13 protein-coding genes are annotated in these 12,604 nt (G+C 64.9%); 3 read left to right on the top strand and 10 right to left on the bottom strand.

Translation table 11 applies throughout. The features are described 5' to 3' along the window. Window positions 1-129: 129 nt before the first annotated feature. Window positions 130-1,203: a tartrate dehydrogenase gene (locus IVA87_RS24940; RefSeq protein ID WP_247335497.1), complete on the bottom strand. Its 1,074-nt coding sequence runs from the start codon at window positions 1,201-1,203 to the stop codon at window positions 130-132. 142 nt (window positions 1,204-1,345) lie between these two features. Here IVA87_RS24940 and IVA87_RS24935 point away from each other — a divergent pair, with 142 nt between their 5' ends. Next, the gene (locus IVA87_RS24935; protein WP_247335496.1) at window positions 1,346-2,170 is read left to right on the top strand and encodes an aspartate dehydrogenase; all 825 of its coding nucleotides are present in this window, start codon (window positions 1,346-1,348) and stop codon (window positions 2,168-2,170) included. 4 nt (window positions 2,171-2,174) lie between these two features. Here IVA87_RS24935 and IVA87_RS24930 read toward each other — a convergent pair whose 3' ends face one another. From IVA87_RS24930 to IVA87_RS24895, 8 genes are all read right to left on the bottom strand, one after another. Next, complete coding sequence (locus tag IVA87_RS24930; RefSeq protein WP_247335494.1) at window positions 2,175-3,476, bottom strand: sorbosone dehydrogenase family protein; 1,302 nt, start codon at window positions 3,474-3,476, stop codon at window positions 2,175-2,177. A gap of 142 nt (window positions 3,477-3,618) precedes the next feature. Further along, window positions 3,619-3,828 carry a hypothetical protein gene (locus tag IVA87_RS24925; protein ID WP_247306666.1) on the bottom strand — a complete coding sequence of 70 codons (210 nt, stop codon included), beginning with the start codon at window positions 3,826-3,828 and terminating at the stop codon, window positions 3,619-3,621. Window positions 3,829-3,997: 169 nt separating this feature from the next. Next, on the bottom strand, window positions 3,998-4,624 hold the full coding sequence (locus IVA87_RS24920) for an isoprenylcysteine carboxylmethyltransferase family protein (protein ID WP_247278494.1): 627 nt from the start codon (window positions 4,622-4,624) through the stop codon (window positions 3,998-4,000). A 27-nt stretch (window positions 4,625-4,651) separates the two neighbouring features. Next, complete coding sequence (locus IVA87_RS24915) at window positions 4,652-5,683, bottom strand: NAD-dependent epimerase/dehydratase family protein (protein WP_247335492.1); 1,032 nt, start codon at window positions 5,681-5,683, stop codon at window positions 4,652-4,654. Between the two features lie 30 nt (window positions 5,684-5,713). After that, window positions 5,714-6,232, bottom strand: coding sequence for an Mpo1-like protein (locus IVA87_RS24910; protein ID WP_247335491.1), 519 nt, complete (start codon window positions 6,230-6,232; stop codon window positions 5,714-5,716). A 173-nt stretch (window positions 6,233-6,405) separates the two neighbouring features. Continuing rightward, window positions 6,406-7,074 carry an OmpA family protein gene (locus IVA87_RS24905; protein ID WP_247335489.1) on the bottom strand — a complete coding sequence of 223 codons (669 nt, stop codon included), beginning with the start codon at window positions 7,072-7,074 and terminating at the stop codon, window positions 6,406-6,408. Beyond that, on the bottom strand, window positions 7,074-7,490 hold the full coding sequence (locus IVA87_RS24900; protein WP_247306656.1) for a hypothetical protein: 417 nt from the start codon (window positions 7,488-7,490) through the stop codon (window positions 7,074-7,076). The genes IVA87_RS24905 and IVA87_RS24900 overlap by 1 nt, the downstream gene beginning before the upstream one ends. A gap of 92 nt (window positions 7,491-7,582) precedes the next feature. After that, entirely contained in the window at window positions 7,583-10,150 is a 2,568-nt protein-coding gene (locus tag IVA87_RS24895; protein WP_247335487.1) for a UvrD-helicase domain-containing protein, read from the bottom strand. Window positions 10,151-10,387: 237 nt separating this feature from the next. Here IVA87_RS24895 and IVA87_RS24890 point away from each other — a divergent pair, with 237 nt between their 5' ends. Beyond that, window positions 10,388-10,561, top strand: a complete 174-nt coding sequence (locus tag IVA87_RS24890) for a DUF1328 domain-containing protein (RefSeq protein WP_008556598.1) — start codon at window positions 10,388-10,390, stop codon at window positions 10,559-10,561. Between the two features lie 3 nt (window positions 10,562-10,564). On the opposite strand, the gene IVA87_RS24885 is transcribed toward IVA87_RS24890, so the two are convergent. Continuing rightward, complete coding sequence (locus IVA87_RS24885) at window positions 10,565-11,071, bottom strand: thioesterase family protein (protein ID WP_247335484.1); 507 nt, start codon at window positions 11,069-11,071, stop codon at window positions 10,565-10,567. 85 nt (window positions 11,072-11,156) lie between these two features. On the opposite strand from IVA87_RS24885, the gene IVA87_RS24880 reads away from it, so the two are divergent. Then, window positions 11,157-12,581 (top strand): FAD-linked oxidase C-terminal domain-containing protein, encoded by a 1,425-nt coding sequence (locus tag IVA87_RS24880; protein WP_247278501.1) that lies wholly within the window; start codon window positions 11,157-11,159, stop codon window positions 12,579-12,581. The last annotated feature ends 23 nt before the right edge of the window (window positions 12,582-12,604 follow it).

Below are 12,604 nucleotides of genomic sequence, written 5' to 3'. Positions count from 1 at the left end.
ATTCATTGAGCGTCCGGCTGTTCCGCAAATTCGTCACGCCCGGGCTCGTCCCGGGCATCCACGTTCTTGGTGCCGCACGAAAGGTCGTGGATGGCCGAGGACAAGCTCGGCCATCACGGAGAGTGGCGATCAGACGTTCGACCCGTGGATCGCATCGATCACGGCATCCGTCACTTCCTTCGTCGTCGCCTTGCCGCCGACATCGGGCGTCAGCACGCCGGCTGCGCAGACGCGCTCGACGGCGGCCATCAGCCGGCTCGCCGCATCCTTCTCGCCGAGATGCTCGAGCATCTGCGCGCCGGTCCAAAACGTTGCGACCGGATTGGCGATGCCCTTGCCGGTGATGTCGAAGGCGGAACCGTGGATCGGCTCGAACATCGAGGGGAAGCGGCGCTGCGGATCGATGTTGCCGGTCGGCGCCACGCCGAGACTGCCCGCCAGTGCGCCGGCGAGATCTGAGAGGATGTCGGCATGCAGATTGGTCGCCACGATCGTGTCGAGGCTCTTCGGATGCAGCGTCATGCGCACCGTCATGGCATCGACCAGCATCTTGTCCCAGCTGACGTCGGGAAAATCAGCGGCGACCTCGGCCGCGATCTCGTCCCACATCACCATGCCATGGCGCTGCGCGTTCGACTTGGTCACGACCGTGAGCAGCTTGCGCGGGCGCGATCGCGCGAGCTCAAATGCATAGCGCATGATCCGGGTGACGCCGACGCGGGTGAAGACCGCGACTTCGGTGCCGACCTCTTCCGGCAGGCCCCTGTGGGCGCGGCCCCCCATGCCGGCATATTCGCCTTCCGAATTCTCGCGCACGATCACCCAGTCGAGATCGCCGACGCCGACATTGCGCAGCGGCGAGGCGACGCCCGGCAGGATTTTTGTCGGCCGCACGTTGGCGTATTGGTCAAAGCCCTGGCAGATCGGCAGGCGCAGCCCCCACAGCGTGATGTGGTCAGGCACGTCGGGCGCGCCGACCGCGCCGAAATAGATCGCATCGAATTTTTTCAGCTCGGTGAGCCCATCGACCGGCATCATCACGCCGTGCTTCTTGTAATAGTCCGAGCCCCAGTCGAACGTTTTGACGTTGAAGGCGAGGTCGCCGCTGCGTTTTGCCAGAGCCTCCAGCACGCGGATTCCGGCCGAGATGACCTCGGGACCGATCCCGTCGGCGGGAATGGCTGCGATCGAATGGGTGCGCATGAGAATACTCCGTATCAGTGGGATTGCGGCGGCGGATCACAGTCCACGCCATGCCGGGGACTGGTAAGGCGAGCTCAATTCGCACTGGCTTATACAGAAAACGATACGCTATGACATCAATCCAGCCAGAAAGTGGGATGCGATGACCGAACATAAGGCTTCGAGCGATTTGCGGATTGCCATCGCGGGATTGGGCTCGATCGGCACCAAGATCGCATCTGCGTTGGATCAAGGCATCGAGGGACTGACACTGTCGGCGGTGGCGGTGCGCGATCCCGTCAAGCATCGGGCGTTTCTCAGCGGCCTGCGGCGGACGCCATCCGTGCTGTCGATTGATCAGCTCGGCGATGCCGCCGACATCGTGGTGGAATGTGCACCGAGCCGGCATCTGCGCGAGATCGTCGAGCCAGTGGTCAGGCGCGGCAAGGCCGCGCTCGTGGTCAGCGTCGGCGGGCTGCTCGACAATTTCGATCTCGTCGATGTCGCCCGCGCCAATGGCGGCCGCATCATCGTGCCGACCGGCGCGCTGATCGGGCTCGACGCCGTCAACGCGGCCGCAATCGGCACCATTCATTCGGTGAAGATGGTGACGCGCAAGCCGATCGACGGCTTGAAGGGCGCGCCGTTCATCCTCGAGAACAGCATCGATATCGACAAGCTGCGCGAGCCGCTCAAGCTGTTCGAAGGCAGCGCGCGCGAGGCCGCAAAGGGTTTCCCGGCCAATCTCAACGTCGCGGTCGCGCTGTCGCTTGCCGGCGTCGGGCCGGATCGCACCCAAGTGCAGATCTGGGCCGACCCGAACGTGACGCGCAACGTTCACCGCATCGAGGTCGAGGCAGATTCCGCACGCTTCTCGATGGGAATCGAGAACATCCCGTCCGAAAATCCCAAGACGGGGTTGATCACGGCGCTGTCGGTGATCGCGCTGCTGCGCAAGCAGCGCGCTACGCTCTGCGTTGGGACGTGATCCTCTAAGCGCCCGTCACGCGCCAGATCACGTTGCCGACGTCGTCGGCCATCAATAGCGACTTGTCTGGGCCGATCGCGACGCCGACCGGGCGGCCGTAGGATTCCTTCTCATCGGGCGCGAGGAAGCCCGAGAGGATGTCGCGCGCGGGGCCGGACGGACGACCATTCTCGAACGGGATGAACACCACCTTGTAGCCGGACAGCTTGCTGCGATTCCACGAGCCGTGCTGGCCGATGACCATGCCGTCGGGGAAGCCGGGCAGGGTGCCCGCGGGCATCCAGCACAGGCCGAGCGAAGCGGTGTGGCCGCCGAGCGCATAGTCCGGTTGCAGCGCCTTGGCGACCATCGCCGGATCCTGCGGCACGCGGTCGTCCACCGTCTTGCCCCAGTAGCAATAGGGCCAGCCATAGAAACCGCCGTCGCGCACCGAGGTCAGATAATCCGGCGGTGTCTCGTCGCCGAGCCCATCGCGCTCGTTGACGACAGTCCAGAGCACGCCCGTCGTGGGCTCCCAAGCCAGGCCAACCGGATTGCGCAGGCCGGCAGCAAAAATGCGATGCGTGCCGGCGGCGAGGTCGAGCTCATAGATCGCGGCGCGGCCTTGTTCGACCTCCATCCCCATCTCGGCGATGTTGCTGAGCGAGCCGACGCCGGCAAAGAGCTTCTTGCCGTCGGGGCTCGCAAGCAGGCTACGGGTCCAGTGGCCGCCCGGCTTGAAATTGGTGAGCCTTTTGCCCCGCGCAGTTATGCGATCGGCGCCCGCGACGTAGGGAAACGCCATCACGCCGTCGGTGTTGCCGACGTAGAAGGTGTCGCCGACCAGCGCCATGCCGAACGGCTGGCTAAGGTTTTCCATGAAGGCGCCGCGAACCTCCGCAACGCCGTCGCCGTCCCTGTCGCGCAGCAGCGTGATGCGGTTGGCGGAAACGCCGAGCGCGGCGGCGCGCCGCATCGTCGCTTGCATCGCGTAGTGAAACACGGTGCGCGGAGGGCTGGCGATCTGCGTCGCTTCCGCGATCAGCACATCGCCGTTGGGCAGCACCTCGATCCAGCGCGGATGATCGAGGCCGGTCGCGAACGCATTGACCTGGAGCCCGGGCGCGACGGACGGCTTCTGGCCTGCGCTCCAGCCGCGTGCGGTCGGCATCTTGAGCGTCGGGATCGTGCCTTGCGGCTTGGCCTCGGGGATCGCAGGCTTCTCTCCCCAGGCGGGTGCGGGCTCGGTGCCCGATAGCTTCCGCCATTGCAGCGCGATGCCGCCGAGGAGCGCAACGAACTGCGCAAAGATGCCTGAAAACGTCATGAGAAGCCCCTGTTTGCGCGCGCATCCAACTGGCTGGCGGCTCGGACGTCAACCTGTGCGGTGCGTCGTCAGGGTCTATTCCATTGGAATGGCAGCCGATCGAATTTGCATGGGATGAGCGCCGACGGGCTGTGCGGGGAGATCAGCGGCCGATCTGCCGCTCAAGCCGCCGTGCCGCGCGAAAATCATCGAGATGATGGATGTTCGGCGCAAGCGCGGCCTCCTTGGACAGGAGGTGATAGACCCGCGCCACGGTGCGCTGCTTTCGCTTCGGCCGCCCGGGCGGCAACGCCCGCGCCTTACGGACGGCGGCAATCGCGTGCTCGCGAAAATAATCGTAGGCATCAGACATGGCGAGGCTCTGCGGTTAGTTGCAGGCGTCGTGGGTAACCGGGGCAGGGAGCGGTGGTTCCTCATAACAGGCAGCGTTGATGCGGTCCCACGCACTGCTTCCCCAGCGTCGTCCTGGAGATAGCCAAGCTTTCGTCAGGACGACGTCGGACGATATGCGGCTGGTTACGTCACCGCGGCGACAGGAACGGAATGATCATCGGCACGCGGCGGCAATAGGCGCCGTAGGCGTCTTCGCCCAGTTCCTTCGACAGGAACACCTCTTCCATCCGGCCCTTCTGCCACATGCCGAGCGAGATCAGGATGGCGCCGAGGATTGCGGTGACGGTGCCGACCGCGATGCCGGTCGCCAGCATGCCCGCGATCAGGCCGGTATAGATCGGGTGGCGCACGATGCCGTAGGGGCCCGTGTCGACGACGCGATGATCTTCCTTATGGGTAATGGTGTTGGACCAGAACTTGCCGAGATGCAGCCGTCCCCACCAGGTGAAGGAGATGCCGGCGAGCACGATCAGGGCCGTGATGTAGACGCCGGTGTTGCTGAACACCCAGAGCGGCTTCTCGTTCAGCACTTCGGCCGTCCACGGCGTGAACAGGATGCCGCCGACCAGGATCGGGATTCGATAGCGGCCGGATTCCAGCGTCATCACCTGCTTCTGGGTGCGGCCTTGCCAGAACGAGGCCCCGACCCAGCTTACGAGCCAGGCGAGCCAGATCAAGGCGAGCAGTTGCGTCGGCCAGGTCGTGGTCCAACCACCCCAGGCGACAGAGAGAAGCTTGCTGAAATCGAAGGACATGAAGGTTCTTTGCGTTGGGCGGAAAGCTCAGCTCGCGCGCGAAGAGAGCGCGTGATGCTCGAGCGCGCCGGAGGCCGACTGACCGTTGCGGGCGAGAAGATGGGTGATGGTTTCGCGCAGCACAGGCTCGATCGGACGCGGCGAATAGCCGAGCTCGGTGCGCGCCTTGCCGATCGAGAGGTCGCTCGCGGCCAGCGCAATGCGCACGCCCTCGGCAGTGCCGTTGGGCGGCCGGCGCGTGATGCGATCGGCGATGTATTCGAGCATGACCGCGGAGAGCTCGGCGATCCTGCCGGGCACGACGATTGGAAACTGCCGCCGGCCGCTCATCGCCGACATCATCCGCAGGATGTTGCCGAGCGGGACGCAGTCGCCGCCCAGGATGTAGCGCTGGCCAACCCGGCCCCGTTCCATGCTCAGCACGAGGCCCATGGCGACGTCGCGGACGTCGACGAGGTTGACCAGGAAGTTGAGATGCGGCTGCACCTTCTTCTGGAGGAAGTACCACAGCATCGCCGTCGGCGGCGTCAGATTGTGGTCGGCGGCACCGATCGGCATGGTCGGCGTGCCGATCACGAGCGGAAAGCCACTTGCTGCGGCCTTCGCGGCACAATGCTCGGCGAGCGACTTCGAGCGTGTATAGGCGCCGGGCATCGCATCGGCAGGCTGCAGCGCCTCTTCGGCGGGGACACCGTTGAGGTCGGAATAGGGGAACAGGATCGATTCGGTCGAGCAGTGCAGGAAGCGCGACACGCCGCGCTTGATTGCGGCCGCGAGCACGATTTCTGTGCCGCGGCAATTGACCTCGTGAAAGTCCTGCTTGTTGGCGACCCACATGCCGGGGAGGCCGGCGAGGTGATAGACCTGATCGACGCCGGTCAGCGCGGCATCGACCGCATCGCGGTCCAGCACCGAGCCATGGGCATATTCAACGTCCGCGTGCGCCGCGGCCGGCGGACGGACATCGAGGACACGCACCCGCTGCCCGCGGGCGCGGAGCGCTTCTACGAGATGATGTCCGATGAAGCCGCTGCCACCGGTAACCAGTACGAGAGCCATGAAGACGGTTTGCTGTTTCGCTTCTGGAAGTTATCGGGTCGAAAGGGAATTGGCCGGAAGAGGCGCCAGAATCGCGGCAAGGTCGCGACGGAAGCCCAATGCAATGAATAATTTCGCCATGACAAACATCGGTCCAAGCAGGAAATGCGTGGGGTGGTCGACCATCGACGGCTGCCGTTCCTCGAAAACCTTGTGACCGACGATTTGCGCTGCGACGCCAATGCCGATCAGCACGGCAAAAATCGACCACATCATGGCGAGCGAAACCTGATTGCCGATTGCGGTTGCGACCGAAAGCAGCACGATCATCGCGACCAGGATGGCGAACCCGATCCCGGCGTCCAGCATCAGCCAGTAGACCAGTACGGGCAGCGCCATGATCACCGCCAGGCTGACCTCGATCCCGAAGACGGAGACATCCACGAGGGTCAGCGGCAGCACGGCGCCGGTGAACAGCAACAGGATGCCGACCACGTGCATCGCGCAGTTCCAGGGATCGCGATGATATTCGACGTAGTCGGCCAGTTGGCGTTGAAAATAGCCAGCCATCTCGCTCTCGTTCAGCACAGGGTCGGGGAAGGACGAAAAAAGCGTATAGCACCTGACCGGGCGGTGCACAAACCGGCCCTATTGTCGCGCGAAACCGTGCTGTTGCGCTGTGAGACAGGTCACAAAATGGTCAAAACTTCAAAGGGTTCCGTTGGACGCTGGGATGCACGCGCTCAGCGTTTCTTGGCGGGCTTTTTCGCCGCAGGCGCAGGTGCCGCAGCAGGGTGCGCAGGCTCTTCCGGCAACCTGGCATAGGTCAGGATCTGCAACTGGCCGTTGACGGCGGATGTCGGCTTGGCCCGGTCGAGAAGTTGCTCTTCACCGAGGCCGATCGGATGCAGCCGTTTGGTCGAGATCTTGAACGTGTTCACCAGCACGTCGCGGATCGCGTCTGCCCGGCGCTGGCTCAGGATCGCGTTCGCCTCGCGCGTCTTCGAATTGGACTCGACATGGCCGACGATCAGGAAAGTGTAGGGGAGCAGCGAGGAATGCACCAACGCGTCTGCGATGCGGCCCACCGTCTGGTAAGACGCCGGCTGGATGATCGGCGTGTCGGCGTCGAACTGAATCTGTGCGTTGAAGGCGGGCAGCTTGGCAAGATCGGGCGCGATCAACGGCCGGTTCACCGGACCGGGATCATTCTTGATCCTGGCCTTGGCGCGCTCCATCACCTGCTGCTTCAGCGCGGGAAGATCGACCTCGGCGGCTTCCTCGAAATGGTTGAGCTTGCCGACGATGTCGTCGCGGGTCGGTGCTGCCGTCTGCGCGCCGGCCGCGCTCGCGAGCAGGACCAAGCCCAGCGCGATGCCTAGTCCGGCGGTGGCGAGCCCCTTCGCGCGCATCAGCGATACCCCGCGTCGTCGATGGCCTTCAGACAATTGTTGCTGATGCCCTTGGGGGTCGAGGCCAGGCAGGGGATCGACTTGCTGGTCTCCCTGGTCGAGCCGCCGCAGACCTTGACGATCTCGCGCTGGCAGGCGTTCGCCACCGTGACGCGCGCGGCAACGCGTTTCTGGATGGCGTCGAAGACGCCGAGATAGTCGCTCTGGCACTGCGGCGACAGCACGTCGCGGTTGCGCGACAGGCACTCCTTCAGGCGGGTCGAGTCCGGATTGACGCCGCGGCAATTGGCGACGATTTCCGCGCCGCAGCTCGCCGCCAGCTTGCCGATCGCATCGCCAAAGCTCATGGTCTCCGCCGCTGCGAGCGACGGCAATCCCAATGCAAGCACGATCAATGTGATGGAGCCCCGGACCATGGGCTTCATCTGATACGGGGAAGTTCGTGATGGTCAAGGGGCGAGCGGAAGAAACGCGGCGGCGTAACACCGCTGCAACAGGGGACGGGCGCTCACGCCCGCTGCACAAAGCTGTCCACGACCTTCTTCTCGCCGGCCTTGTCGAAGGCGATGGTGAGCTTGTTGCCGTCGATCTTGGTGACGCGGCCGTAGCCGAATTTCTGGTGGAAGACGCGGTCTTCCAGCGAGAATTCGGACGTCGTGCCGGTGGATTTGGCGACCAGCTCGCCCTCGATGGTCAGGGGCCCGCGGCGGCGCGAGGAGAAGCTGCCGAAATCGGGCGAGGACGAAGACGAGAACGAGGCGGCCTCTTCCTCGAAACCGCCGCTGCCGCCGCCGGTGCGGCCGCCGCCCCGATTGCGGTTGGCCTGCGCCCGCTGCCAGCCCGGCGTCGAATAGCTGGAGCCGAACGCCTCCATGTCGTCGAAGCGCGAGGCGCCGTAGCCGCCGGTGCCGCCCCAGGCCGAGCCGCCCTTGGATTCCGTAATCTCGACATTGGCCGCCGGCAATTCGTCGAGAAAGCGCGACGGGATCGTGGTCGACCAGGTGCCATGGATGCGCCGGTTGGTCGCAAAATAGATCATGGCACGGCGGCGGGCGCGGGTCAGGCCGACATGGCCGAGCCGGCGCTCTTCCTCGAGGCCGGCGCGGCCCTGCTCGTCCAGCGTGCGCTGGCTCGGGAACAGGCCTTCCTCCCAGCCGGGCAGGAAGACGTTGTCGAACTCGAGCCCCTTGGCCGAATGCAGCGTCATCAGCGACACGGCGTCGTCCTCGGCGCCGCCGTCGCGGTCCATCACCAGCGAGATATGCTCGAGGAAGCCTTGCAGGTTCTCGAACTCCTCCATCGAGCGCACCAGTTCTTTCAGGTTCTCCAGCCGGCCTGCGGCATCGGCCGAACGGTCCTTCTGCCACATCTCGGTGTAGCCGCTCTCGTCGAGCACGATCTGGGCGAGGTCCGTATGCGCCGTGACCTCGCGCTGGACGCGCCAGCGGTCGAACTGCGTGATGAGATCGCGAAGCGAGCCGCGCGCCTTCGGCTTCAGCTCGTCGGTCTCGACCACCGCGCGGGCCGCTTCGAACAGCGGGATGCGGCGCTTGCGGGCGTGATCGTGCAGCATCTGCACGGTGGCGTCGCCAAGGCCGCGCTTGGGCGTATTGACGATGCGCTCGAAGGCAAGATCGTCGGCCGGCGAATTGATGACGCGCAAGTAAGCCAGCGCGTCGCGGATTTCGGCGCGCTCGTAGAAGCGCGGCCCGCCGATGACGCGATAGGGCAGGCCGAGCGTGACGAAGCGGTCTTCGAACTCGCGCATCTGGTATGAGGCGCGCACCAGGATTGCGATCTCGTTCAGCTTCTCGCCCTGGCGCTGGAGCTGCTCGATCTCCTCGCCGATGCCGCGCGCTTCCTCTTCGGAATCCCACGAGCCCGTCACCGTGACTTTTTCGCCGTCCTGGTCCTCGGTGCGCAGCGTCTTGCCGAGTCGGCCTTCGTTATGCGCGATCAAATGCGAGGCGGCGGCGAGGATGTGGCCGGTCGAGCGGTAGTTGCGCTCGAGGCGGATCACCTTGGCGCCCGGAAAATCGTGCTCGAAGCGCAGGATGTTGTCGACCTCGGCGCCGCGCCAGCCATAGATCGACTGGTCGTCGTCGCCGACGCAGCAGATGTTTTTGGTGGGGCCTGCAGCCGCCACCGTCATTCCGGGATGCGCCGAAGGCGCAGACCCAGAATCTCGAGCTGAGGACTCATCTCCAGATTCCGGGTTCGCGTCTTCGACGCGCCCCGGAATGACGGCTTTGGTTGATGCCGGCGCCTGCGACAGCAGCCGCAGCCACAGATATTGCGCGACGTTGGTGTCTTGGTACTCGTCGACCAGGATGAATTTGAAGCGCTGCTGGTACTGCCGCAGGATGTCCGGATGCTCGCGGAAGATGCGGATGTTTTCCAAGAGCAGGTCGCCGAAATCGGCGGCGTTCAATATCTTCAGCCGCTCCTGGTAGCTTGCATAGAGCTTGCCGCCTTTGCCGTTGGCAAAGACAGCGGCCTCGCCCGAGGGCACCTGCGACGGCATCAGGCCACGGTTCTTCCAGCCGTCGATCAGCCCGGCCAGCATGCGCGCCGGCCAGCGCTTGTCGTCGATGTTCTCGGCTTGCAGGAGCTGCTTGAGCAGCCGGACCTGGTCGTCGACGTCGAGCACGGTGAAGTTCGACTTGAGCTGCGCCAGCTCGGCATGGACGCGCAGGATGCGGCCGCCGATCGAGTGGAAGGTGCCGAGCCACGGCATGCCCTCGACCGCGTGGCCCAGCATCTGGCCGAGCCGGTGCTTCATCTCGCGCGCGGCCTTGTTAGTGAAGGTCACCGACAGGATCTCGGCGGGGCGGGCGCGGCCCTGGCTCAGGATGTGGGCGATGCGCGTGGTCAGGACGCGCGTCTTGCCGGTGCCGGCACCAGCCAGCACCAGAACCGGGCCGTCCAGGGTCTCCACCGCCTCGCGCTGCTCCGGATTGAGCCCGGAGAGGTATTTCGGACCGACGGAGGCCCGCGCACGCGCGGCAATGCCGCCGGCTGCGGGCTGGTGGTCGGGAGCGTTGGTGATCTTGCTCGGCTCGGTCATGCGAATCATTGGCCCCACGATCGCACCGCGGGGTGGCGGAAGGGAGCTTCTTAACAGGGATTAGTCCCTATATGGGGCGATGGACAGGGTTTTCCACGTGCGCGGCGGGCCGATTTGTTCCTGCGAAAGCAGCGAATTTCGCTCCTGCGTGGGCCGGAACCATCGTTCTCGCGTCGAGATTGTCTGGGCAGGCGGCGCGGCCAGCCGCGCCAGACGCAAGACGGACATCAAGACGAGGGTTTGACCATGCTTGGCTGGGTTGTGACGTTTCTGGTTATCGCACTGATCGCGGGTATCCTGGGCTTCGGCGGCATCGCCGGTGCCTCGATCGAGATCGCCAAGATCATCTTCTTCATCGCGGTCGTCCTGTTCCTGGTCTCCGCCGTGGTCGGCTTGGCCCGCGGCCGCAACAGGATATAGCGGCTACCGCTTCGCGGGCATCGCCACGCTACGGCCGATGCCCACGGGGCGGGGCAGGGTGCTGTGCGCCTTTGTGACCGCGGCGATGCGCGCCTGGATATCGGGCGGAAATGGCGCAACGCGCCGCGCCTTCATGTCCATGTGCAGCGACATGTTCTCGGAAGTTGCCGACAGCCAGCCTTCGCCTGCATGACGCATCTCCTCAAAGGTGTGCAGCCGCTTGTCGTCGGCGTCCAGCAGCCAGACGAAGATCTGTACGGGATCGCCGAGGTGGATCTCGCGCAGATACCGCACATGGCATTCGGCGGTGAAAGTCGAGCCGCCTCGCTCCTTCATGTAGGCCGGCCCGATCCCGAGCTCGAGCCAGAGCTGGTCGATCGCGCGGTCGAACATCACGTTGTAATAGGCCATGTTGAGATGGCCGTTGTAGTCAATCCATTGCGGCTCGATCTGCATGATCGCGGCGCGGAATGGCTCGGCTTGTGGCGCTGAGGCGGCAGTCTCCGGCATATGTCCTTCCCTAGCCATGTGTCCGGTCCCTTGACTTGACCGATTTTATGTCCTTTGCCACGGTCCTTCTGTCGGGAGGAATTCCGTGGGCACGACCATCACCAATAATCCGCCGCGGCCGGAGCCGAAAGCCCTCACAAGCGCGCTGGAACAGCTTGCCGCACGCTTCGGCAACCGCCTCATCACCTCGCAGGCCGTTCGCGAACAGCACGGCCATACCACGACGTGGATTCCGAACCAGCCGCCTGACGGCGTGGTGATGGCGCAGGAGACCGCCGACATCCAGGACGTGGTGCGGATCTGCGCCAAAAATCGCGTCCCTGTCATTCCCTTTGGCACCGGCACCTCGCTCGAGGGCCAGGTCAACGCGCCCGCCGGCGGCATCTCGATCGACCTGCGCGACATGAACAAGGTGCTCGCGGTGCATGCCGAGGACCTCGACTGCGTGATCCAGCCCGGCGTCACCCGCAAGGCGCTCAACGAGCATCTGCGCGACCAGGGCCTGTTCTTCCCGATCGACCCCGGCGCGGATGCTTCGCTCGGCGGCATGGCCTCGACGCGCGCTTCAGGCACCAATGCGGTGCGCTACGGCACCATGCGCGACAGCGTGCTGGCCTTGAAGGTGGTGCGCGGCGACGGAGAGATCATCACCACCGGCACGCGCGCCAAGAAATCATCCGCCGGCTACGACCTCACCCATCTGTTTGTCGGCGCCGAAGGCACGCTCGGCATCATCTCGGAATTGACCATTCGCCTGCGCGGTATCCCCGAGACGATCGCGGCGGGTGCGGTGTCATTCGAAACCGTGCACGGCGCCTGTCAGGCCGTGATCCTGGCGATCCAGACCGGCATTCCCGTGGCGCGCATCGAGCTGCTCAATGCCGCGCAGGTCAAGGCCTGCAATGCCTATTCGAAGCTGACGCTGCCGGAGACGCCGCTTTTGCTGATGGAATTCCACGGCAGCGAAATCGAGGTCGCCGAGCAGTCCAAGGCCTTCGGCGAGATTGCGAAGGAGTGCGGCGGCGGCGAGTTCTCCTGGACCACAAAGCCGGAGGACCGCACCAAACTGTGGCAGGCGCGGCACGATGCCTATTGGTCGGTGAAGGCGCTGCGGCCCGGCGACAGCATCGGCGTCGTTGCGACCGACGTCTGCGTGCCGATCTCGCGCCTCGCCGACTGCGTCAGCGAGACCGAGGAGGATCTCAAGCGGCTCAACTTGCTGTCGCCGATCGTCGGTCATGTCGGCGACGGCAATTTCCATTGCTCGCTGGTCTGCGACGTCAATGATCCCGACGAGATGGCGCGCGGCGAGGAGTTCATGCATCGCCTGGTCGAGCGCGCGCAGGCGATGGACGGCACCTGCACGGGCGAGCACGGCATCGGCCAAGGCAAGCAGAAATATCTCAAGGCCGAACTCGGTCCCGAAGCGCTGGATGCGATGCGGGCGCTGAAAAAGGCGCTTGATCCGCTCAATATTTTCAACCCCGGCAAGATCGTGCCGGAGGCCTAGGGCCCGCGCAGCGAGAGCCGGGA

Origin of the sequence: Bradyrhizobium sp. 147 (genome assembly GCF_023073935.1) — a bacterium.
In the GTDB taxonomy this organism is placed as follows: Bacteria; Pseudomonadota; Alphaproteobacteria; order Rhizobiales; family Xanthobacteraceae; genus Bradyrhizobium.
Note: the sequence above shows the minus strand (reverse complement) of the source record. Positions and strands in the feature narration are given on the sequence as shown.